At 45.8% G+C, this 23,108-nt stretch carries 25 protein-coding genes; 19 read left to right on the forward strand and 6 right to left on the reverse strand.

All coding sequences use genetic code 11. The features are described 5' to 3' along the window. Window positions 1–119: 119 nt before the first annotated feature. From lepB to FJQ87_RS06080, 7 genes are all read left to right on the forward strand, one after another. Window positions 120–1,040, forward strand: a complete 921-nt coding sequence (lepB, locus tag FJQ87_RS06050; protein WP_140931522.1) for a signal peptidase I — start codon at window positions 120–122, stop codon at window positions 1,038–1,040. Further along, window positions 1,040–1,723: a ribonuclease III gene (rnc, locus tag FJQ87_RS06055; protein WP_140931524.1), complete on the forward strand. Its 684-nt coding sequence runs from the start codon at window positions 1,040–1,042 to the stop codon at window positions 1,721–1,723. The genes lepB and rnc overlap by 1 nt, the downstream gene beginning before the upstream one ends. Further along, window positions 1,720–2,742, forward strand: a complete 1,023-nt coding sequence (era, locus tag FJQ87_RS06060) for a GTPase Era (RefSeq protein WP_140931526.1) — start codon at window positions 1,720–1,722, stop codon at window positions 2,740–2,742. The genes rnc and era overlap by 4 nt, the downstream gene beginning before the upstream one ends. 8 nt (window positions 2,743–2,750) lie before the next feature. Then, complete coding sequence (gene recO / locus FJQ87_RS06065; RefSeq protein WP_140931528.1) at window positions 2,751–3,455, forward strand: DNA repair protein RecO; 705 nt, start codon at window positions 2,751–2,753, stop codon at window positions 3,453–3,455. A 2-nt stretch (window positions 3,456–3,457) separates the two neighbouring features. Then, window positions 3,458–4,195 (forward strand): pyridoxine 5'-phosphate synthase, encoded by a 738-nt coding sequence (gene pdxJ / locus FJQ87_RS06070; protein ID WP_140931530.1) that lies wholly within the window; start codon window positions 3,458–3,460, stop codon window positions 4,193–4,195. A gap of 11 nt (window positions 4,196–4,206) precedes the next feature. Next, window positions 4,207–4,587 (forward strand): holo-ACP synthase, encoded by a 381-nt coding sequence (gene acpS, locus FJQ87_RS06075; protein ID WP_140931532.1) that lies wholly within the window; start codon window positions 4,207–4,209, stop codon window positions 4,585–4,587. A 263-nt stretch (window positions 4,588–4,850) separates the two neighbouring features. Then, the gene (locus FJQ87_RS06080; RefSeq protein WP_140931534.1) at window positions 4,851–5,384 is read left to right on the forward strand and encodes an Mpo1-like protein; all 534 of its coding nucleotides are present in this window, start codon (window positions 4,851–4,853) and stop codon (window positions 5,382–5,384) included. 88 nt (window positions 5,385–5,472) lie between these two features. On the opposite strand, the gene FJQ87_RS06085 is transcribed toward FJQ87_RS06080, so the two are convergent. After that, complete coding sequence (locus FJQ87_RS06085; RefSeq protein ID WP_140931536.1) at window positions 5,473–6,741, reverse strand: HlyC/CorC family transporter; 1,269 nt, start codon at window positions 6,739–6,741, stop codon at window positions 5,473–5,475. 80 nt (window positions 6,742–6,821) lie between these two features. After that, window positions 6,822–7,610, reverse strand: coding sequence for a cytochrome c biogenesis protein CcsA (gene ccsA / locus FJQ87_RS06090; RefSeq protein WP_140931538.1), 789 nt, complete (start codon window positions 7,608–7,610; stop codon window positions 6,822–6,824). Window positions 7,611–7,877: 267 nt separating this feature from the next. Here ccsA and ffh point away from each other — a divergent pair, with 267 nt between their 5' ends. From ffh to FJQ87_RS06140, 10 genes are all read left to right on the forward strand, one after another. Next, window positions 7,878–9,251, forward strand: coding sequence for a signal recognition particle protein (gene ffh / locus FJQ87_RS06095; RefSeq protein WP_140931540.1), 1,374 nt, complete (start codon window positions 7,878–7,880; stop codon window positions 9,249–9,251). Window positions 9,252–9,484: 233 nt separating this feature from the next. Continuing rightward, entirely contained in the window at window positions 9,485–9,736 is a 252-nt protein-coding gene (gene rpsP, locus FJQ87_RS06100) for a 30S ribosomal protein S16 (protein WP_140931542.1), read from the forward strand. 21 nt (window positions 9,737–9,757) lie between these two features. After that, entirely contained in the window at window positions 9,758–10,288 is a 531-nt protein-coding gene (rimM, locus tag FJQ87_RS06105) for a ribosome maturation factor RimM (protein ID WP_140931544.1), read from the forward strand. Between the two features lie 14 nt (window positions 10,289–10,302). Continuing rightward, complete coding sequence (gene trmD, locus FJQ87_RS06110; protein ID WP_140931546.1) at window positions 10,303–11,043, forward strand: tRNA (guanosine(37)-N1)-methyltransferase TrmD; 741 nt, start codon at window positions 10,303–10,305, stop codon at window positions 11,041–11,043. 37 nt (window positions 11,044–11,080) lie between these two features. After that, window positions 11,081–11,434, forward strand: coding sequence for a 50S ribosomal protein L19 (rplS, locus tag FJQ87_RS06115; RefSeq protein WP_140931548.1), 354 nt, complete (start codon window positions 11,081–11,083; stop codon window positions 11,432–11,434). Between the two features lie 163 nt (window positions 11,435–11,597). Continuing rightward, window positions 11,598–12,671 (forward strand): 3-deoxy-7-phosphoheptulonate synthase, encoded by a 1,074-nt coding sequence (locus FJQ87_RS06120; RefSeq protein ID WP_140931550.1) that lies wholly within the window; start codon window positions 11,598–11,600, stop codon window positions 12,669–12,671. Next, on the forward strand, window positions 12,671–13,813 hold the full coding sequence (tyrA, locus tag FJQ87_RS06125; RefSeq protein ID WP_140931552.1) for a bifunctional chorismate mutase/prephenate dehydrogenase: 1,143 nt from the start codon (window positions 12,671–12,673) through the stop codon (window positions 13,811–13,813). Before FJQ87_RS06120 ends, tyrA begins: the two co-directional genes overlap by 1 nt. A gap of 247 nt (window positions 13,814–14,060) precedes the next feature. Continuing rightward, on the forward strand, window positions 14,061–15,719 hold the full coding sequence (gene hcp, locus FJQ87_RS06130) for a hydroxylamine reductase (protein ID WP_140931554.1): 1,659 nt from the start codon (window positions 14,061–14,063) through the stop codon (window positions 15,717–15,719). Window positions 15,720–15,804: 85 nt separating this feature from the next. Then, complete coding sequence (locus tag FJQ87_RS06135) at window positions 15,805–17,028, forward strand: hybrid-cluster NAD(P)-dependent oxidoreductase (protein WP_140931556.1); 1,224 nt, start codon at window positions 15,805–15,807, stop codon at window positions 17,026–17,028. 139 nt (window positions 17,029–17,167) lie between these two features. Next, window positions 17,168–17,497, forward strand: a complete 330-nt coding sequence (locus tag FJQ87_RS06140) for a hypothetical protein (protein WP_140931558.1) — start codon at window positions 17,168–17,170, stop codon at window positions 17,495–17,497. Between the two features lie 111 nt (window positions 17,498–17,608). Here the strand turns inward: FJQ87_RS06140 and pheA are convergent, their stop codons facing one another. Together pheA and raiA are read right to left on the reverse strand one after the other, a co-directional pair. After that, window positions 17,609–19,624: a prephenate dehydratase gene (pheA, locus tag FJQ87_RS06145; RefSeq protein ID WP_140931560.1), complete on the reverse strand. Its 2,016-nt coding sequence runs from the start codon at window positions 19,622–19,624 to the stop codon at window positions 17,609–17,611. A 199-nt stretch (window positions 19,625–19,823) separates the two neighbouring features. Then, complete coding sequence (gene raiA / locus FJQ87_RS06150; protein ID WP_140931562.1) at window positions 19,824–20,210, reverse strand: ribosome-associated translation inhibitor RaiA; 387 nt, start codon at window positions 20,208–20,210, stop codon at window positions 19,824–19,826. A gap of 362 nt (window positions 20,211–20,572) precedes the next feature. Here raiA and FJQ87_RS06155 point away from each other — a divergent pair, with 362 nt between their 5' ends. Further along, window positions 20,573–21,238, forward strand: coding sequence for a cytochrome b/b6 domain-containing protein (locus FJQ87_RS06155; protein WP_168195149.1), 666 nt, complete (start codon window positions 20,573–20,575; stop codon window positions 21,236–21,238). A gap of 75 nt (window positions 21,239–21,313) precedes the next feature. On the opposite strand, the gene FJQ87_RS06160 is transcribed toward FJQ87_RS06155, so the two are convergent. After that, a complete protein-coding gene (locus FJQ87_RS06160) occupies window positions 21,314–21,763 on the reverse strand; it encodes a cytochrome c (protein ID WP_140931566.1) in 450 nt (149 codons plus the stop codon). Window positions 21,764–21,942: 179 nt separating this feature from the next. Between FJQ87_RS06160 and trpR the strand changes: the two genes are divergently transcribed. Continuing rightward, window positions 21,943–22,245: a trp operon repressor gene (trpR, locus tag FJQ87_RS06165; protein ID WP_140931568.1), complete on the forward strand. Its 303-nt coding sequence runs from the start codon at window positions 21,943–21,945 to the stop codon at window positions 22,243–22,245. Between the two features lie 97 nt (window positions 22,246–22,342). Here trpR and slyD read toward each other — a convergent pair whose 3' ends face one another. Beyond that, window positions 22,343–22,963 (reverse strand): peptidylprolyl isomerase, encoded by a 621-nt coding sequence (gene slyD / locus FJQ87_RS06170; protein WP_140931570.1) that lies wholly within the window; start codon window positions 22,961–22,963, stop codon window positions 22,343–22,345. Between the last annotated feature and the right edge of the window lie 145 nt (window positions 22,964–23,108).

A 23,108-nucleotide genomic window follows, 5' to 3' on the forward strand; every position in this document is an offset into this window, starting at 1 on the left:
TATTCATGGTAAGGCGCCGCTATCAGCGGCGCTTTAGTTAGTTTTCCTGTGAACTTTTATAGGTTTAGGCTTACTAACTAAAGCGAGGGCATTACCTAATTTTTTTTGCAGGAGTTTACATGGCAGCCTATTTTTCCATTATTTTGGTGATAGCCACTCTGATCACTGGATTGATCTGGTTATATGATTTAGTAATGTTAAAACCTAAGCGTAAGGCGCAATTAGCCTTGGCCTTAGAAGCAAACGCTCAATTAGATGACGACACTCAAGCAGGGATCATGCGTGAATCTGTGTTGGTGGAAAACGCTCACTCAGTCTTCCCTGTTATCGCTTTTGTGATGATTTTGCGTTCATTCATTTATGAACCGTTTCAAATCCCATCAGGTTCTATGATGCCGACCTTATTGGTGGGTGATTTTATTTTGGTGGAAAAGTTTAGCTATGGCCTGCGTGACCCTGTGTGGCGCACTAAGCTCATTGAAACTGGTGAGCCAGAGCGCGGCGATGTGATGGTATTTAAATACCCAGAAGATACTCGCATTGACTATATCAAGCGCGTAGTGGGTCTGCCGGGTGATACCATCATCTATAACAACAAACAGTTATGGATAAAGCCCGCTTGCAATGGCAGTAATCAGAGCGAATGCGCTGAAGCGCGTTTAGTCGCTCGCAGCGAAGTCAATCGCGGCGAGTTTATTCAAGATGGCGTGCCATTAATTGAATATCAAGAGCAGCTTGGCGCAGTGCAGCATCACATTCTTATCAACCCTATGCGTCCTGATGCCAAAGCCTTCTTTTATGAGCAACCAGGATTACCACTGGGCGAGTGGATAGTTCCCGCTGGTGAATATTTTGTCATGGGTGACAATCGCGACAACAGCAAAGATAGCCGTTTCTGGGGCTTTGTGCCTGAGGCTAATTTGGTCGGTAAAGCCGTAGCTATTTGGATTAGTTTTGAGTTTGACCGCCAACCGTCGGATTGGTTGCCAACCTGGTTACCTTCTGGTGTACGTTTTAACCGAATTGGTGGAATAGTTTAATGTCCCATGTACCTAAGCATTATTCACGACTATGTTGTACTTTAGGTTATGAATTTAACCAGCAAGCTTTACTCATTCAGTCGCTGACGCACCGTAGTGCCGCAGCTAAACACAATGAACGCTTAGAGTTTTTAGGGGATTCAATCCTCTCTATCGTGATTTCAGATGCGCTGTATCATCAGTTTCCTAAGGCGACTGAAGGCGATTTAAGCCGGATGCGCGCCACCTTAGTGCGCGGTGATACCTTAGCCGTTATAGCGCAAGAATTTAATTTAGGTGAATACTTAAGCCTAGGCCCTGGCGAGTTAAAGAGTGGCGGCCATAGACGCGAATCGATTTTAGCCGATGCGGTAGAAGCCATTATTGGCGCTGTCTACTTAGATTCAGATATTGAAGTCTGCCGTCAGTTAGTCTTAGCTTGGTATGCCTCGCGCTTGCAAGAAATCGAGCCAGGTGTAGGTCAAAAAGATCCTAAGACCTTGCTGCAAGAATACTTACAAGGCTTTAAAAAGCCTTTGCCTGATTATCAGGTGACCTTGGTTGAGGGCGAAGCCCATGACCAAACTTTTACAGTGGAATGTCGCATTAAAGACCTCGCTGAGCCGGTAATAGGTGTTGGCAGTTCACGTCGCAAAGCTGAGCAAATTGCCGCAGCTCAGGTATTGGAGTTATTGAAAAAATGAGTAAAAAAGACTTGCCACAGCTATCCGAGCATGACGCTCTGGAACAGGCGGATAACAGCCCGTCGCTGGATGAATTGTTGGCAAGGATGGATTCTAGCCGCCCAACTGCCGTGCAGTTAGAGCATAGCTATTGCGGTATGGTTGCCATTATTGGTCGCCCTAATGTGGGCAAATCGACCCTATTGAACCGTTTATTGGGACAAAAGGTGAGTATTACTTCGCGTAAGCCACAAACCACTCGTCACCGTATTATGGGTATTCATACCGATGGCGCGCATCAGGTAGTGTTTATCGATACCCCAGGTCTGCACATTGAAGAGCGTCGCACCATTAACCGTTTGATGAACCGCGCTGCGGCCAGTTCATTAGCTGATGTGTCTATGGTGATTTTCGTGGTCGATGGTATGACTTGGACCGCTGACGATGAAATGGTGCTCAATAAACTGCGCCGTGGTGGTGAAGAGCGCAAAACAGTGCTGGCGATTAATAAAGTTGACCATATCAAAGATAAAGAAGCCTTGTTTCCTTATCTGGAAGAGCTGGCTGAAAAGTATGACTTTGATGAGATTTTGCCGATTTCGGCTAAAACCGGTACCAACGTCACTCGCATTTTAGAATTAGCACAGCAAAGCTTGCCAGAGGCCGATCATTACTTCCCTGATGATTATGTCACTGACCGTTCACAGCGCTTTATGGCGTCTGAAATTGTGCGCGAAAAGCTGATGCGCTTCTTAGGCGATGAATTGCCTTATGATGCAACGGTTGAAATCGAGCAATTTAAGATGATGGAAAATGGTGTTTATCACATCAACGCCTTGGTCTTGGTTGAGCGTACTGGTCAGAAGCGTATGGTGATTGGTAAAAACGGTGAGCGTATTCGCACCATAGCCACCCAAGCCCGCTTAGACATGGAAACCTTGTTTGATAATAAGGTGTTCTTAGAAGTGTGGGTAAAAGTGAAATCTGGTTGGGCTGACGATGAACGTGCTCTGCGTAGCTTAGGTTACGGCGAAGAATAATAGTCGCCATGCATCGCGGCTATATACTGCACCAAAGACCCTATCGAGAAAATAGTGTGATTTTGCACTTATTGATTGATGGGGTCGGTCGAGTGGATGCCGTGGCACGTTGTGGCCGCGGTAAACGCTCACAAAAGGCCATACTCCAAACCTTTCAGCCGTTACTCATCCAATATCAAGCGAAACATGAATTGGCGACCATTACCGCCATAGAAGCTTACTCTCCAGCCATCCCCCTTAAAGCCAATAGCTTATTTGCTGGCCTCTATCTTAATGAAATCCTCTATCGCTGCATTAAAGGCCAGACGGGTGACAGCTTATTTGTGCCTTACCATCAATGCTTAATGGCGTTAGCGGCAAGCTTTGACAGCAACGCACTGCGCTACTTTGAAATGGCGTTATTGACTGAATTAGGCGGACTTACTGACCTTCATAGTACCTTTGATGGGGTTGACGTGCGTGCTAGCGGGACTTATCAATACCTGCCCGATATCGGCTTACAGTTAGCACAATCCTATTTGAATTATCCCCATTTGAGTGGCAGCATGTTGCTGCGATTAAGTCAGCGTCAGTTGATAGCCGAAGATGGCATCGCGGCGCGCAATTTTATGCGAACCTTAATGCAACCCTTTGTCGGTGACAAGCCACTCAATAGCCGGTTGTTGTTTACCCAAACCCGCAGCGTGCGGGATAGCCAAGTTCAAAAGGAGTGACCATGTCGGGTATTTTATTAGGCGTTAATATTGATCATATAGCCACTATTCGCCAAGCGCGCGGGACGGATTACCCTGATCCTGTACATGCAGCGGCGGTGGCTGAACATGCGGGCGCCGATGGCATCACTATTCATTTGCGTGAAGATAGGCGCCATATTATTGATAGGGATGTTTACCTCTTGGCTAAAACCATCAAAACACGCATGAATTTTGAGTGCGCTGTGACTGATGAAATGATCAATATCGCCTGCGACATTAAGCCTACTTATGTGTGTTTAGTGCCAGAAAAACGCCAAGAAGTCACCACCGAAGGCGGTTTAGATGTGGCGGGTCAGCTTGATAAAGTGCGCGCTGGCGTGGCGCGTTTAAGTGAGCAGGGCATTTTAGTGTCGTTATTTATTGATGCCGATAAAGCGCAGATTGATGCGGCCGTTGCGGTTGGCGCGCCAGTCATAGAAATTCATACCGGTTGCTACGCCGAGGCGACTACTGCCGAGCAAGAGGCGATAGAGCTTAAACGCATTCAAACTATGGCGAAATACGCCTTTGATAAAGGGCTAGTGGTTAACGCTGGCCATGGCTTGCATTACCACAATGTAAAACCCATCGCCGCGATTAAAGAGCTGTATGAGCTTAATATTGGCCATGCGATTATTGCCCGCGCCGCGATAGATGGCTTAGCGGTGGCGGTTAGGGATATGAAGCAGTTAATGCTACAAGGTCGCCGCGGCGAGTAATAGGTACTTAGATGGCGATTATAGGCTTAGGCTCAGACATAGTTGAAATAGCAAGGTTAGAGCAACAAGTTGAACGCTTAGGCGAGAAACTGGCGCAGCGCGTGCTTACCGAGCAAGAGTTAGAGGTGTATCGAGACTCAAAGCAGCCGGCGCGCTTTTTGGCTAAACGCTTTGCCGCCAAAGAAGCTGCCGCTAAGGCGCTCGGTACTGGCATAGGTCGCGGAGTCTCGTTTCATCATATTCATATTACCAATAATGAATGGGGCGCGCCGTTACTGACCTTAACTGGTGGCGCGCTGGCACGCTTACAGCAACTCGGTGGTCAACATTGCCATATTACTATTGCTGATGAGCGCCATTACGCGGTAGCAACTGTGGTGCTTGAGTCGTAAATCGCTTTGTTCACTCAACCAATAAAAGCCAGCTGATGCTGGCTTTGTTGTTTGTGGGCTTGGTTGTTAGTGCGGCTTGATTACTGGAGCTATGACCATAGTGAGCTTGCACCACCTGTAAGGTAAATTATTGGTAGGGCTAACACTCGAGATAAGTGATTATCCCGCTAGTCATTATCTTGCTTATGGATTAACTTGTTGCTTAGTTGTGAAGCCTCATTTTCCACTTAGATGTAATGGCTTGATGAATCACTGGGGATAAGATGAAAACCATAGAACAGCAGTTAACGCGCTATAAGAGTGTGCATTTAGATAGTCGCAATATCAAAACCCACATAATAGGTATTCCCTTGATTATTTGGGCTGTGTTGATTTTGCTCGCCTGCATTCCGCTGCAAGTCACTTTGCTGACTATGAGCGTTAATGTAGCGTCGTTATTCGTGTTTCTAGTGCTGATTTATTATGCCTGCCTGCACAAGCGTTTAGCCTTAGGCATGTTTATTGCCATTATGCCGCTGCTGGTGAGTGCGAAGTGGTTAAGTGAGTTGAGTTACGGGCTTGAATCGGCCATTGGCATGTTTGTTATTGGCTGGCTATTCCAAGGCCTTGGCCATAAATTTGAAGGCGCAAAACCTGCGTTTATCGATGATCTCAATCAGTTATTAATCGGGCCAATATTTTTGATGGCAGAATTCTATTTTGCTTTGGGCTGGGAGCCTAAATTATTGGCGGATATTACTCCCAAGGCGCATGCGCTTAGGGCTGAACTTGACGCTAACAAGCAGGCTAAGGCCTGAACATCTAGCTTCTAGCTTGCAGCGCTTACTCGTGGAAGCGCTGCAGTTTTATGCTTATAAGCTTTTAGCATTGCTAATGTGTAACTGCTTACTGAGTCTTAAACAAATGCGGCATGACTCTAACGGTTTTAATCATATTGCCTGATACTTCAATGATTTCCATTGGATAGCCAAACAAGCGCAGGCTAGTGTTAGTGCATGGAATATCTTCCAAATACTCAATGATTAAACCGTTAAGAGTTTTAGGGCCATCGATAGGTAAATCCCAGCTTAAATGTTTATTTAAGTCGCGGATATTAATGCCAGCCTCTATTAAATAACTGCCATCAGGCTGCGGATAAATCTCATCTTCTGGGCTTGGCGCCATAGAGGTAGTGAAATCCCCAACAATTTCTTCAAGAAGATCTTCAAGGGTAACTAGCCCTTGAATATCACCGTATTCATCCACCACTAAACCGATACGATTTTTATTCTGTTTAAAATTAATTAGCTGAGTATTGAGCGGCGTGCCTTCTGGGACAAAATAAAGCTCTTTGACAGCTCGCAGTAACGAAGCCTTGCTGAACTGATTTTTAGACTGTAAGCGCAGTGCATCGCGCAGATGAATAAAGCCGACCGCATCATCTATGGTATCGCGATACAGCATTACCCGAGTATGCGGGCTTTGTATCATGGCCTTAGTGATTGAGCGAAAGTCATCATTGATATTAATGGCGTAAATTTCAGCGCGCGGCACCATGATATCTTCAACGGTAATATTGCCTAAATCGAGCACCGACAGCAGCATTTCTTGATGATTAGCCGGGATCATGGAACCTGCTTCATACACCACAGTGCGCAGCTCTTCCTGACTTAAGGCATGCTCAGATCGGGAGTTATTAATTCTAAGCAGTTTAAGCACTATGCCAGTAAAGATATTAACGAACCAAATCAGGGGGGAGAACAGCCATAACAAGGGTCTAAGTAAAAAACTGGCAGGGTAAGCCACCATTTCAGGATGTCTTGCCGCTATGGTTTTAGGGGTGACTTCGGCAAAAATTAATACCACTAAGGTCAGTATACCGGTGGCTATGGCTACGCCTAAATCGCCCATAAGACGCAGGCCCAGCAAGGTAGCAATGGCGGAAGCACCAATATTAACTAAGTTATTACCAATGAGGATGAGGCCAATTAACTTGTCTTGTTTATCCAGTAACCCTTGGGCTCGCATGGCACCTGGGTGACCTTGCTTGGCAAGATGCTTTAATCGATAACGATTAAGGCTGAGCATGGCAGTTTCAGAGCTAGAAAAGTAAGCTGAAATCAGTAACAACAACAACAGCAGAATAAATAAGGTACTAGTTGGTATGGTGTCCAAAATAGCTCCAGTTAAGGGTAAACAAGGGTGGAGACATATCCACGAGGCGGGAGGATGATGTTATCCCCCCTTTAATCAGCTTAACGAATGATTAATTCTTTGACAATTCGCGCGCCAAAATAGGCCAGAGTTAATAAGCCTGCGCCAGATAAGGTATAGATGACGGCGGTTTTAATGCGGCAACCCACGCGATAATCCTGCCACAGCATCACGGCATACACAATCCATGCCAGCATAGATAAAATCGCTTTATGACCTTTACCCTCAGCAAACATATCATCCAAGAATACAAAGCCTGTCGCTAAAGATAAACTCAATAAAATCATACCGATAAACACCAGATGGTACAGCTGTTTTTCAACCGTCAGCAGCGGCGGTAACGCCTTGTTAAGCATAAATTGCTTCTGCTTTAATTTTTGTTGAATGAAATACAGTTGAATGGCATAGAGTGCAGCAATCATTAAGGTGGAATAGGCCATTAACGACAACACGACATGAATAAGCATTTCTGGGTGTAAATCAAAATGGGTAATATATTCAGGAGGCACTAACCATAATAATGCCACTGAGATTACCGAACAGGCATATACCACAGGTACGGCAATCATCACTTTTAGGCGAGACATAGTGATGGTAAAAGACAAGGCAATGATCCAATTAACCAAAGAGATTACATTGGTTAAACTAAAGTTTTGTCCTTCTGCGGTAAATATTGCCTGATACAGAGCGGCGCCATGAAACAGTACCGCTACCGCAGCAATCGCGGTGACTAATGAGCGGCGAGGGCCATCGGCATGAAATAACCTACTGGTCACCAACATTAAGGCGATACAGTAGAAAAGCATGGCAGTAGCAGAATAAAAAACCATGGCATTAAACCTGTTGTTAATTGTGAGTGCAAAAAAGATGGTGTAAATCGGGCAGTTACTACACCCAATATAATTAGAATACCATGACAGCGATTCAAATGGGCAGTGATACAGGTGGCAAAAAGTGGCAGTAGTTGATGAAAATCCAGCTTTTATCGGCGAATCGCAATTTGCAGCCACCAAGAGTATGGAAGTCGGTAGCATAATACGCCGACCTCGTTATAATACAGGCCAACTAGATGGCGCAATATAGGTAATGACTGGACGATGTTTGAGAATCTCACTGACAGATTGTCACGCACGCTTAAAAATATCAGCGGGCGTGGTCGCTTAACCGAAGACAACATCAAAGAAACGCTACGCGAAGTGCGTATGGCTTTACTTGAAGCTGACGTGGCTCTGCCTGTGGTGCGGGAATTCGTCAATAGCGTAAAAGAACGCGCTGTCGGCCAAGAGGTCAGCAAGAGTCTGAGCCCTGGCCAAGTCTTCATTAAAATAGTTCAGAGTGAATTGGAAAAAGCCATGGGCGAATCCAATGAAGCTCTGGATTTAGCTGCCCAGCCGCCTGCTGTGATCATGATGGCGGGTTTACAAGGCGCGGGTAAAACCACCAGTGTGGCTAAACTGGCGAAGTTTTTACGCACTCGACATAAAAAGTCGGTATTAGTCGTCAGTGCTGACGTCTATCGTCCAGCAGCGATTAAGCAGTTAGAAACCTTAGCAACCGAAGTGGAAGTTGAATTCTTCCCATCGGATGTGAGTCAAAAGCCAGTCGCGATTGCTAAAGCGGCCATTGCTCACGCTAAGCTTAAGTTTATTGATGTGGTGATAGTCGATACCGCAGGCCGCTTACACGTTGATGAAGCCATGATGGATGAGATTAAGCAGTTACATGCTGAAATCAATCCAATCGAAACCTTGTTCGTGGTTGACGCCATGACAGGTCAAGATGCGGCTAACACGGCCAAAGCCTTCAATGAAGCGCTGCCGTTAACCGGTGTGGTACTGACTAAAGTCGATGGTGATGCTCGCGGCGGCGCGGCGTTATCTATTCGTCATATCACAGGTAAGCCGATTAAGTTCTTAGGTGTTGGTGAAAAAACCGATGCACTGGAGCCTTTCCATCCTGATCGTATCGCTTCTCGTATTCTTGGCATGGGTGACGTACTGTCACTGATTGAACAAGTCGAGCGCGGTGTTGATAAAGAAAAAGCGCTGCAACTTGCCACTAAAGTTAAAAAAGGCGGCAAGTTCGATTTAGAAGATTTCCGTGACCAGCTTCAGCAAATGAAGAACATGGGCGGCATGATGGGTATGCTAGAAAAGCTGCCAGGTGTCGGCCAATTGCCACCAGAAGCCTTAGAGCAAGTGCAAAATGGCAAAATGACAGGTCAAATGGAAGCCATCATTAATTCGATGACAGCGGCTGAACGTAGCAATCCTGATATCATTAAAGGATCGCGCAAGCGCCGTATTGCTGCAGGTTCTGGCACACAAATTCAAGACGTCAATCGCATGCTGAAGCAATTTAGCCAAATGCAAAAGATGATGAAGAAGATGTCGGCCAAAGGCGGCATGCAAAAAATGATGCGCGGTATGCAAGGCATGCTTCCTCCTGGAATGAAGTTTCCAGGACGTTGATGTTACTGGCGTAAGCCAAATTTTAAGGGTTCGGAGGTAGGCCAATCTGGCCAAATCCCTAGCCTGACTTAGCCTGTCTTCAAGGCTCCCGAGGTGTAATAATCGGCAGATTTGGTTGCATTCGTTGAAAAGTCAGGTAAAATCTTCCGGCTTTCTATGCTGGGACTCTTCGCGAACACGGAGTTCCAGTTTTTATTTTTGCTTCAGGCAAATCATTAGAGGATTAAGAACGCATGGTTACCATTCGTTTAGCTCGTGGCGGCGCAAAAAAGCGTCCATTTTATAACATCGTTGTTGCTGATAGCCGCAATGCTCGTGACGGTCGTTTCATTGAGCGTGTAGGTTTCTTCAACCCTATGGCTCGCGGTCAGGAAGAAGCTCTGCGCTTAGACCTGGATCGTGTTGAGCATTGGGTTGCTAATGGCGCTGCGACTACTGATCGTGTTGCCAAACTGATCAAAGACGCTCGTAAAGCAGCTGCTTAATAGCGTTAAGGGTATAGATTGATGAGCAGTAACCAACAACCAATCGTATTGGGCAAAATTGGCGCGTGTTTTGGCGTTAAAGGTTGGATGAAAATCACATCTTATACCGACTCTGTTGAAGGTATTTTTGACTATTCACCCTTATTGCTGATGCAACAAGGTGAATGGCGTGAAGTGAAAGTTGTACAGTGGCGTCTCCAAGGCAAAGCGGTTGTCGCATTGCTGGAAGGGATTAACACTCGGGAAGAAGCGCAAGCACTGACACATAGTGAAATTGCGATTATGCCTGAACAGATGAATTCTCTGCCAGAAAACGAGTTTTACTGGCGTGAACTGATAGGTTGTACTGTAACTAACACTAAAGGCTACAACATGGGAACGGTTGATCAGATCTTGGAAACAGGTTCTAACGACGTTCTGATGGTTAAGGCCAACGCCAAAGATGCTTTTGGTAAAGCGGAACGATTGATTCCCTTTGTCACGGAACAGTTCATCCTTGAGGTGGACGTTGCGGCCAAACAGATTACAGTGGATTGGGATCCAGACTTCTAAGTCGAGGTACGCACATGTGGTTAGGGGTAATAACCCTGTTTCCTGAGATGTTTCGTGCCGTAAGCGATTTTGGGGTGACGGGTCGGGCCGTGAAAAATGGCCTGCTGGAACTGCAAACGTGGAATCCTCGCGATTTCACCCATGATAGACACAGTACTGTGGATGACAGGCCTTATGGTGGTGGTCCCGGTATGTTAATGATGGTGCAGCCTCTACGTGATGCTATCCATGCCGCGAAAGCGGAAGCAGGTGAAGGCGTAAAAGTCATTTACCTGTCGCCACAGGGGCGCAAGCTGACTCAGCAAGGCGCGTCTGAACTAGCACAATCAGATAAACTGATCTTAGTGTGTGGTCGATACGAAGGTATTGATGAGCGCATTATTCAGACGGAAATCGATGAAGAGTGGTCTGTGGGTGACTATGTCCTCTCAGGTGGCGAATTGCCAGCCATGACATTGATTGATGCGGTCGCTAGGCTTGTGCCTGGTGTCCTAGGTAAACAAGCGAGTGCTGAGCAGGATTCCTTCTCAGATGGTTTACTTGATTGCCCGCATTATACCCGTCCTGAGTGCTTGGATGGTTTGACTGTACCGGCAGTGTTACTTAGCGGTAACCACGAAGAAATTAGACGCTGGCGTCTCGAGCAAAGTATCGGAAGAACTTTTCTTAGACGACCAGAATTATTTGACAATCTAGCTCTGACTGACGAACAAACCAGACTGCTGGCGCAATTCGTTGAAACAACGAATAAGTAAACAGTCGACGCTCAGTTATATCTAGAACGGAGTTTTTATGAACAACATCATTAAAATGCTCAACGATGAGCAAATGAAGAAAGACGTACCAGATTTCGGCGCTGGTGATACAGTAGTTGTACAGGTACGTGTTAAAGAAGGTGAAAAAGAGCGTCTGCAGGCGTTTGAAGGCGTAGTTATCGCTAAGCGTAACCGTGGTCTGCACTCTGCATTCACCGTACGTAAGATCTCTAATGGCGAAGGCGTTGAGCGTACTTTCCAGACTCACAGCCCAGCAATCGGAAGCATTGAAGTTAAGCGTCGTGGCCGCGTTCGTCGCGCCAAGCTGTACTATCTGCGTGATCGTTCAGGTAAATCTGCACGTATCCGTGAAAAGCTGGCTACTAAGTAATTATTTAGTAGACCAACAAACCGACGTAAAGTGTTCGCACGAAGACCCGCCCTTGAGGCGGGTTTTTGTTTGTGGTGAAAAATTTTCAGTTGCTCGTGCTAACATCTTCAGGCATTGTAATGCTGTAGCATTACGCAATTACAGCTTTGAATTTGGAGGCAGCATGGTTGACACTAAGCTTGACAATATTCACATCAGCAACGAGCAGGTGCTGATCACCCCGAATCAATTAAAACTGCAATTACCGCTGACCGAGCGTCATTTAGCCTTCGTCAGTGCGGCGCGCCAAACTGTGGCCGATATAGTGCATAAGCGCGATCCTCGCCTACTGGTGATCACAGGTCCTTGTTCCATTCATGACTTAACCGCAGTTAAACACTATGCGCGCCAATTAAAAGCGCTGCAGCTTGAATTAAGCGATGAGTTTTTTATCATAATGCGGGTCTATTTTGAAAAGCCAAGAACCACAGTCGGTTGGAAAGGCTTGATTAATGATCCCGATCGCGATGAATCATTCAATGTCGAAAAGGGCTTACGCCAAGCGCGTGAGTTTTTACTGTTTTTAGCTGAGCTGGAGTTACCTGCGGCCACCGAAGCGCTTGATCCTATCAGCCCCCAATATTTATCTGAATTAATTTCTTGGTCTGCCATTGGCGCCCGCACTACAGAATCACAAACTCACAGAGAAATGGCTTCAGGCTTGTCTATGCCAGTGGGCTTTAAAAATGGCACGGATGGCAAACTTGATGTCGCTATTAATGCACTCAAATCAGCGGCCAGCAGCCACCGTTTTATGGGCATTAATAGTGATGGCCAAGTAGCTTTATTGCAAACCGCTGGTAACCCGGATGGCCACGTTATTTTGCGTGGTGGCCGCGAGCCCAATTACGATGCTGCCTCGGTTAATGCTGCCGCTAACGCCTTACACGCATCGGGGCAAAGTGCACGCTTAGTGATTGATTGCAGCCATGGCAATTCCAATAAAGACTATCGCCGCCAAGTGCCAGTGTGCCTTGATGTCATGGGGCAAATTGCTGCTGGTAATAACAGTATTATTGGGGTTATGCTCGAAAGTCATCTGCAAGCGGGCTCACAGGATGCAAGCGCGTCATCTTTGCAATATGGCGTATCTATTACTGATGCTTGCATCGATTGGCCGGCAACCGAGCAAGTGTTAAGGCTCGCGGCGGTTTTGGTTAAACCGGTATTGGCCACGCGTTTTCAGGGAGAGAATTGATGAATGAAGCGACGAGTGAGGCACTTGAATTATTACGTCAGCAAATAGATGCCGTCGATCAAGAATTGCTGGCATTAGTTAGGCGCCGCTTAGATTTAGTGGCAAGTGTGGGCCGGGTTAAGCATCAAGCGGGTTTACCTATTTATGCGCCTGAGCGCGAGGCTAAAATGCTGGCTAAACGCCGTCAAGAAGCCAGCGAGATGCATATAGCGCCGCAGTTGATTGAAGATTTATTAAGGCGCTTAATGCGCGAATCTTACCTGAATGAAAAAGACGTAGGGTTTAAGTCGGTCAATCCAAACCTTAGCCGCGTAGTGGTGATTGGCGGCGCGGGTGCCTTGGGGCAAGTGTTTGTGCAAATGCTGCGCCTCTCTGGCTATCATGTTGATATTTTAGATGTTAATGATTGGCATAACGCTGATGCACTGCTAGATAACGTGGGCTTAGTGCTCGTGAGTGTACCCATTAGCTATACTTGCGAGCTTATCCGCGAAAAACTGACACGCTTACCAGATAACTGCGTGCTTGCCGATCTCACGTCCATTAAAGCATCGCCTCTTGATGCCATGTTAAAGGCTCATCGCGGCCCAGTCGTTGGGCTGCACCCTATGTTTGGCCCGGATGTCGGCAGTCTCGCTAAGCAAGTGGTGGTAGTGTGCCATGGGCGTGAGCCAGAGCAATATCAATGGTTATTGCAGCAAATGACCATTTGGGGCGCGCGTATTGTGGAAGCCAATGCCACAGAGCACGACAATGCCATGCAATTAGTGCAAGCTATGCGTCACTTTTCAACCTTTGTCTATGGCCTTAATCTGTGTAAACAACAAGCTGATATAAAACAATTATTGCTGTTTAGCTCACCAATTTATCGGCTCGAATTAGCCATGGTGGGGCGTTTATTTGCTCAAAGCCCAGAGCTTTATGCTGATATCATTTTTGCGCAATTGGGTTCTGAAGGTGTGATCGGGGACTATCTAGCTAACTATCGCCAAGCCTTTGAATTACTTAAAAACCGAGACAGAGACACCTTTGTTGAATGGTTTAAGCAAGTTGCAACTTGGTTTGGCGATTTAGCGCCGCAATTTCAATTAGAAAGTCGGCAAATGCTGCAGTCAGTTAACGATATTCACTCCAATCCTTAAATTAGGTTAGAAGCTTAACGTCATCACAGATGAGCCTAGTTATTACATCTCATCTGTGATTGCTCGCTCCATGCCTTACCCCCCGCAATTAACGTCCAGTTAGCTCAATGCGATTAACCTCAAAAAAATCGAAATTATGCGATCTCAATCTTAAACATATAAATATTATGTATGTTTAATTATGCCTGCGAACCTCCACTCGTTATGCTTATAACATATAAATCAAATGCATGTATTAGGTGGCTTTATGTTTTGTATTCAATGTGAACAAACAATCCGCACTCCAGCGGGCAGTGGTTGTAGTTATTCGCAAGGTATGTGCGGCAAATTAGCGGCAACCTCAGATCTGCAAGACGTGCTGATCTATTTATTACAAGGCCTCTCTTACCATGCGTTAAAAGCCAGAGAGTTTGGCATCATAAATCATGATGTAGATACCTTTGTGCCTAAAGCATTTTTTGCGACCTTAACAAACGTCAACTTTGATGATGAGCGCATAGTGGCGTTAGTTGGTGAGGCGCTGAGTTATCGTGAGCAGTTACTGCAAGCCTATAGTGGCCATTGTAGCGCCGAAGACTTAGCCAGCGCGCCGGTATATGCCTCGATGACGTTAGAGGCTGCTAAAAATAACATTATTGAATTGGCGGCCATGGCAGCGCCTAATCGTGGTAGCACTGAGATTCATGAAGATATTTTAGGGCTAAGACTCTTATGTCTTTATGGTTTGAAAGGCGCCGCCGCGTATATGGAGCATGCGCGCGTATTAGATCAAACCAGTATCGATGTGGCCACTGAGTTTCATCGCTTGATGGATTTCCTGGGTTCTGACAGTGAAGATGCTGGCGCGCTATTTGATGCTGCCATGGCGATAGGTCAGCTTAACTATCAAATCATGGCCATGTTAGATTTAGGCGAAACTAGCTGTTTTGGTCACCCTGAGCCTACTCAAGTCAATACTGTACCTTTTAAAGGCAAGGCCATTTTAGTGTCAGGTCATGATATGAAAGACCTTGAGCTGATTTTGCAGCAAACCCAGGGCTTAGGCATTAATGTTTATACCCATGGTGAAATGCTGCCAGCCTTAGCTTATCCAGCCTTTAAGCAATATCCGCATCTGGTCGGCAATTACGGCAGCGCTTGGCAAAATCAGCAAACCGAATTCGCTAATTTCCCAGGCGCTGTGGTGATGACTTCTAACTGCATTATCGATCCCTTTGTTGGTCAATATAACGAGCGTATTTTTACCCGTAGCATAGTGGGCTGGCCTGGGGTTACTCATATTGAAGGTGATGATTTCAGTGCTGTTATCAATAAGGCCTTAGCGCTTGATGGCTTTAAATATGATGAAATTCCACATTTAATCACCATAGGTTTTGCGCGTAATGCCTTAATGGCGGCGGCGCCTGCTGTGGTTGAAAATGTCAAAAACGGTAGCATCAAGCATTTCTTCTTAGTGGGCGGCTGTGATGGTGATAAGTCTGAACGCAGTTACTTTACTGAGTTTGCGACAGCAGCGCCCAAAGATAGCGTGATTTTGACTTTAGGTTGCGGCAAGTACAAATTCAACAAGTTGGAGTTTGGTGATATTAACGGTATTCCGCGCTTGCTTGATATTGGCCAGTGTAATGATGCTTATTCAGCCATTCAATTAGCTTTAGTCTTAAGTGAGATTTTTGAATGTGAACTCAATGAGTTACCTTTGAGCTTAGTATTATCTTGGTTTGAGCAAAAGGCGATTGTTATCTTACTGACCTTGTTATCCCTTGGCGTTAAGAATATCCGCACTGGCCCAACGGCGCCGGCGTTTTTAAGTGCTAATTTATTGCAAGTGCTAGAGCAGCAATTTGGTTTGAAAACCACCACGACTGTGGATGCTGACTTAGCAAGCTTATTAAACCGCGCGTAATTTAAGTAAGGTGAAGTGGCTTAAGTGCAGGCTTTGCTCTCGGCTTCTGCCACTAGAAGCTTGAGCCACTTTACTGGAGATAGACATGAGTAATCCTTTCGCGGCGGCGTTATCGCAATTACAAGTCAGCGCGCCATCAACACCTGCTAAGTTAATCCCGCAAGCTTCGCCCGTTAGCGCGTTAGCGCATAGTTGGCAATCAATGAAGCAAGCAGCATGGACAGCCTCAAGCATTGAGCTTGAGTGCATTGATAAAATACAGCAAACCATGAATGTCGTGAGTTTGGTGTTTCGGCCTTTGCAGCCGCAGTTATTTATCTTTAAGCCCGGGCAATTTGTCACTATTAGCGTCGCGATAGCGGGGAAGAATTACCATCGTAGTTATTCCATTTCATCATCACCGTCTGCGCCACTCACGCTGGAGTTAACCATTAAGAAGGTTGATAACGGTAAGGTGTCAAATTACCTAGTGGATGAGTTTGCCATTGGTGATTGCATTCGTGTAAGTCAGCCTCTTGGGAATTTTAATCTCATTGATATTAACGCTGATAAGTACCTATTTATCAGTGCTGGCTGCGGTATTACGCCTATGATGTCGATGGCTACATTTTTAACTGACAGCCAAGTCAGTGCTGATGTGGCCTTTGTGCACTGCGCGCAGGCACCTGATGATATTATCTTTAACGACAGATTACGCCACTGGCTAAGCCCTAAATCGCACGCGGGATTAAATAGTCAGCGCAATGATTACCAACGTAGTCTTAGCTTTGTGCTTGAACATGGGCTTGAATCTGTTAGCGAGCAAGGGATGCGCGATGATGATGGCATACATTGGGGCTATGGCCGTATTAGCCTTAAGCATTTACAAGCGGCGGTGAGTGATTATCGCGAGCGCAGCATCTTGGTATGTGGCCCAGCAGGCTTTATGCAAGCGCTGCAAAGCATGCTGCATTACGTTGGCTTTGATATGGCGCGTTTTCATCAAGAAAGCTTTATGCCAGCAACAGAATCAGCGCCAACACTGACTGCTGATGGTATTAATCCCAACCCAGTTGTAAAGCTAATGAGTCAAGATGCCAGTGTGCAGTTGCATCAAGGTGACTTACTGCTTGATGGCATAGAATCTTTAGGCTTACCTATTATTGCCGCTTGTCGCAGCGGTGTTTGCGGCTCATGCAAGTGCAAAGTGATTGCTGGGGAAGTCGCTCAAAGTTCGACTGCGCCCTTAAGTGAGGCTGAAATCAACGATGGCCTAGTGCTTGCCTGCTCAAGCCGATTACTGACAGATGTGACTATTGCCTTAGTCTAATGACAAGCTTAACTGTGATTTAAGTTATAAATTTAACTGCTGACAGGATATTGCGCTTTTAACTTCTAGAACGTATTGTTTAAGGGAGCAATGACGCTGGTCCCGCGCCAAGGGATTGATTCCAAACAAGAGAGGCACTATGTCATTAACCACCACTGAAAATGTTTTGTCTGAAGATGTCAGTCTTGGTCATGTGTTGTATGGTTTGCAATCAGCTTTTGCGTTATTCCTAGTTCCTGTGCTTGTGGGTTTAGTGATTAATCTTGCCCAGCGCACTCCGGGGGCATTACTTAATTCACATCTAAAATATCAACGACATAGCACCCTAGGTTTAATCGGTTTAATGACCTTAGGCTATTTGATGGCCGACGGTTGGATGAGTGTGCTCTTGTATGCCACCGCACTTACTTGGTTTTGCCACCGCATTATTCGTGGTTGGTTGAGCTTGTTAGATGGTCAGGCGATTTAGTTCAATCGCTAATGTTTTACCCCTCAGCTAATTCATAAATAAGCCACATTATAAAAAAGCGCCCAGTGTAGTGATTGCTACGCTGGGCGCTTAGTTTTTAATGCTTAGTTGTTAGTCGTGAATAAAATGACTCACAAGTTCAGTTAAGGTGCGAGTGGGTAAATTCGCCGAGAGTATGATGGCTTCTGCCCCTAAACTCTTCGCCGCCAGAATATTGGTCTTAGCATGCTGACTATTACTGCGACTGCGGTGGATCACAGGTAAATGACTGGCACTGATCAACTGACTAATAGCTTCAAGGTCGGCGCGGCTATTGCCTTGATAATCTTGCATACCCGCTTCAATTAAGGCTAGTTGTTGATTGCCTTGCTCCAGTAATTTATCCGCGCAGCCGAGCCAAGTCTTAATATTCGTGGCGGGATCTTTTTCTAATAACACAGGTAAGGTTTGCTGGCCTAATTGCGCAATCAAGCTGTGATTATTCATGTGCTGGCCGCTGACATAGAGTGCATCTACAAAGCGCGGCAGGGTAAGCGGCATGTGAGTCACTTCAACCACGAAGGCGATGTTTAATTGCTGGCAAATGGGCGCTATGGTATCGAGCTCGCACGTTGAGTAGATATCATGAGTCAAGATAATCGCGCCAAAGCCATTGTTTTTAAGGCCTTGTAAACAACTGCGCCAGCCTTGATGGGGTAGGCTACTGATAAGAGCAAGCGCCAATTTATGACTATCCCCAAGGGCATGACTGGCTAGCATTATGCTTGAACAATCAGGTTTAAAGTCGACACTTGAGCGGCTAGTCACGGCTTTGTTGTTAGCGCTGTCAGCATGAATTTCGGCTTCATTTTTAGCATAGTGAGTATCGCTTGCATGGTTGTCATAGTTAGTATCGTGTGCTTGCAGCGCTGTACTTGGCGCTGCGTCTTGAGTCTCGGCGATGGGTTTAAGTAATAACTGCTGCTGATTAAGCTCAGCGGGTTTTACTGTTTCTATAGGATAGCAGCCCAAAACCTTGATATAGCGGGTTTGGCGCTCAAGCTCTTGCAAGGCGGCATTAAGATTATCATCGGCTAAGTTAGCTTCGATATCGAGATAGAACATTTCTTCCCAAGGCGTACCAGCAATAGGGCGCGACTCTAACTTGGTCATATTGAGTTGATGCTGTTTTAGTACCAGTAGAGCATCAACTAAGGCGCCGGGCTTATGGCCGGTTGCCATAATCAAGGTTGTTTTCGCCGGTAATTGACTGGGCACAGACACAGGTTTTCTGCCCACGACAATAAAGCGGCTTTGATTAATGCTTTGATTGGCAAGACCGGCATCTAGTACTTCTAAGCCATAAAGCTCGCCACCTTCAGCGCTACCAATAGCGGCGAAAGTCTCATCCTTACTCTCTACCACTTGCTGCATGGCATCGGCACTACTGGCGCAGTAATGCAGTTGCCATTGGCTATGCTGCTGCAGATATCTATTGCATTGACTCATCGGCTGAGGATGAGCGCATAACTGAGTGATATTGGCTAACTTGCTACCAGGTTTGGCTAATAAGCAGTGGCCGACCTCGATAGTGATTTCACCTATGATGGATAAGCGGGTGTGTTGCAGTAAGTCATAGACTTCATTGATAGAACCCGAAGAGGTGTTTTCTATGGGTAAAAATCCATAATCAGCGTGGCCTTTTTCGACGGCTGCGATTATATCATCAAAATTTTGGCAGCCCATTTCGAGCATGCTCATCTGGCGGCGCTGACAGTAGCGACTGGCGGCAATATGCGAGTAAGAGCCACGCGCGCCTAAATAGGCAATGCAAAATTGCTGAGTTTTATCCTGAGGATTGGCAATATTTTGCAGGTAAGCCTGCTGGCTGAGTACTGAGTCTTCAATAATGGCTTGATATAAATTAATCACAAAATGACTATCAAGGCCTTGCTCACGCCCTTGGGCGACTAAGCGCGATAACAGCTGCTTTTCACGCTCTAAATCTCTGATGGGGCGAACATCCACGGCTTTACTGCGAGCCACCTCAATACTGAGTTCACGCCTTTTGGCTAACAACTTTAGCAAGTCTGCATCTAGGCTGCTGATAGCTGTGCGGATCGTATCTAATGGCAGGGGTTTATCCATGGTGTAATCTCATCAGGAGGTCGAATCAATAACTTACCGCAGTTGGTGCAAGAGTAGTAAGTAATCGCTGTGATTAGTTTAAGTATCAGCTTGAAAAACTACGGCTAGCAGGCATAAGTGTCAATCAAAAATGTGGTCAGCTAATTGTTTTCCATAAAAAAAGCGCACTAAGTGCGCTTTTTTTTAGAAGTGATGCTACTTATGCTTTTTCAGCACCCTCGTAGTCATAGATTTCTTCGAAATCATCATCAAGAATGTCAGTCTCATCAAAGGCGTCTTTGTGATCCGCTTTACCTGAGTTTCTTAAAGCTTCAGGCTTATGAGTTAAGCGATTTAACTGTTTCTCCAGTTTTTGCCCCATGGCATTAATGGCTGTGTATAAATTTTCGTGGGAAGCCTGAGCAAACAATTCTCCTTGAGGCAATTTAATCGATGCTTCAATTTTAAAGAGCGGCTTTTCCTCGGTGATGATCACATGGGGGTTAATCATAGTAATGTCGTGGCGTTCGAGTTTAGCTAAACGGCTTTCAACTCTTTCGCGAATGGGAGCGGTGACTTCAAGGTGCTTACTGGTGATTTTTAGCATATATTGAACCTTATTTTGTTTCCCTTGAGATCAGACTAGCAATCTCTCACGAGAAAGTCGTGATCTAAATCACGCTTTTTGCGCTATTTAAGTTCGATTGCTGACAATTTGACCCAACGTGCAAAATCGATTAAAAAGTGGTGAATTTTGATTGCAACTGCGCCAGAGAGGCGCCATATTTGATGGGATTAGCTAAGGCTTAACCTCAGTATTTTCGTCATTTCTCTGCGTAAAAAATTCCAACATCCCCTCTATTTAGTGGCCGTTGATGGTAATTCATCGGCGGTTAGCGACTAAGGTTTGGTTCTGTTAACAATAATCGTTATCATAGCTGTGATTTAATTGCTCACTTGGAGGTGACAGTGGCAACTTGCATAAAGGTATGGGATAAACCAACTCGACTGTTTCACTGGCTGACGATTGGCCTGTTAGCAAGCTTATGGTGGACGGCTGACCAAGCGCTGATGGATTGGCATCAAGTGTTAGCCTACAGCTTAATGGTGTTAGTGGTATTTCGAATTATTTGGGGTTGCTTTGGCAGTGAAACCTCGCGTTTCAGCCATTTTGTAAAATCGCCTATACGGGTGATGAACTATAGCCGCCAAATATTAACCAGCGGTATCAAGCCTCACCTTGGTCATAATCCACTGGGTGGGTACATGGTGATAGGTATCTTGACCTTATTAACCATTCAATTAGCGACGGGTTTATTTGCATCCGATGAAGTGTTCACTGAAGGTCCTTTATATGCCAGTGTCTCTGCGCAAACGGCTTCTTGGCTCACATGGCTACATAAGTGGAACTTTAACCTCATTCTGGCCTGTTCGGCCGTGCATGTCTTAGCGGTTGGCATTCATCGTTTAAAGGGCGACGCCTTGATAGGCGCTATGATCACTGGCTCAAGACAATGGCATGATAAGCAGCCACATTTGCAGTTTAAATCGAGCTGGCTGGCATGGGGATTAATCATCTTACTGGCAGTGCCGATTGGCTATGGGCTCATTTGGCCTGTGGTTGAATGGATGTAGATTATGTAGATATAGTTATTATAAAAAAAGCGCCTTAGGCGCTTTTTTTATTCGGCACTTAACGTTGAAGAAAGATTAGTCTTTCTTGAAAGTATCGTGACATGATTTACAGTTTTTAGCCGTGGCTTGGAAGGCTTGCTGTATTTGCTTTTTATCACCAGTGTCAGCCACTAAGGCTAAGTTCGCGGCATCAGTTTGAAACTGCTTCATCTTGGCATCAAAATCGGCGCGATCTTGCCAAATATTAGGCTTAGCACCGGTATCGCCTTGGCTAGAATCAGCAACAAAACCTTCTAATGGTAATTTAGATAAGGCCGCAACATTTTGCGCGCGCACCGCAAATACGGCAGCGTCAAAAGGCTTTTTGCCTTTCATCATGGCGCCCATGTCACCAAAGTTATAAGCAATCAGACTGAAAGCACTTTGACGATAGTCAATGGCATGTTCCGTGTCTTTGAAGTCATTGGCAGCGTAAAGCGGAGCACATAAGGCTCCAGAGATAAGTAGCGCAGCAATTCTTTTCATGTTCCCTCTCACATTTTTAGTTGTTAGCGTGATTTCAGCCAAGATTGTACCTTGCCAGTGTGTGCTTTCCCTATGACTTTAATGTAAAAAATTGTCAACTCGCATCAATACACTCCTAAGGACAGCGCTTAATTCCTCAGGTACACTGTCCTTATGTACTAGTACTTGAGTATGGGAAAATGAAGCCTCTATGGTCAGATACGCTAGATAATCTTGCTGGGTTAACTGAGCGTCGCCAAGTTGAGTTATGGTTTGAATTATTGCTCACAGAAGAAGAGCGCCATGCCATAGCAGGGCGGTTACGGGTGTTTCAGTTATTGCTCGATGGCAAACTCAGCCAAAGGCAAATGGCGGCAGAACTTGGGGTGAGTATTGCGACTATCACGCGTTGCTCCAATTATCTTAAGCATATGGAGCCTAATATGCGTCAGCAGATTAGCGGCTTGATAGCACTTACTCCGACAGACGACTTCAGCGAATAAGTCAGCGCTTAAGAGTGAACTATGTTTGAGAGGGTAAAACTAAAAACGCGCCGAAGGCGCGTTTTTATTAAGCAGTTAATCGCCAATATGTACGCGATTAGTGGCAACCACATCCGCCATGGCTATCACAGCCTTGCTTCTTTTCTTCGTGATCGTGGTTATGATCGTGGTCATGACCATGACCGCCGCAACAACCTTCTTCTTTGTCGCCGCACTCACCATTACCACCACAGCCACCGCCGCCACATCCACCATGACTGTGAATATGACCATGAGCAATTTCTTCCTCAGTGGCTTCACGCACGTCAACCACTTCTACATAGAAGTTCAGTGCTTGGCCAGCCATCGGATGATTGCCGTCAACAATGACAGTGTCATCTAATACTTCAGTCACTTGTACTGGGCGTTGACCCATTTCAGTTTCAGCAATAAAACGCATACCTGGAACTATGTCTTCGATATCACCGAAAGCTTGAATAGGCACTTCTTGACGTAAACCGTCATGATACGGGCCATAAGCTTCTTCAGCTTCAATAGTCACATCTAAGGTGTCACCAGCGACTTTACCTTCAAGGGCTTTTTCTAAACCTGGGATCAGGTTTTGTGCGCCATGCAGATAAACCATAGGCTCCATTTCAAATGAACTTTCCAGCAATTCACCTTGCTGATTGGTTAAACGGTAATGGATAGTTACCGCGTTATTTTGAGTGATGTTCATAACGGCTCCAAACATAAAAGTGTGGGCATAATACAATGGTTTTTTCAGCAGTGCGATAGTTGCGCCTTGCTTCTGTAAGCCTGACCACGCTTTTTGCGAATGACAGCGGCCAATCTTTGGGATGTGGTTCAGTATGCCTAAGATG

This window comes from Shewanella sp. SNU WT4, assembly GCF_006494715.1.
Taxonomy (GTDB): domain Bacteria; phylum Pseudomonadota; class Gammaproteobacteria; order Enterobacterales; family Shewanellaceae; genus Shewanella.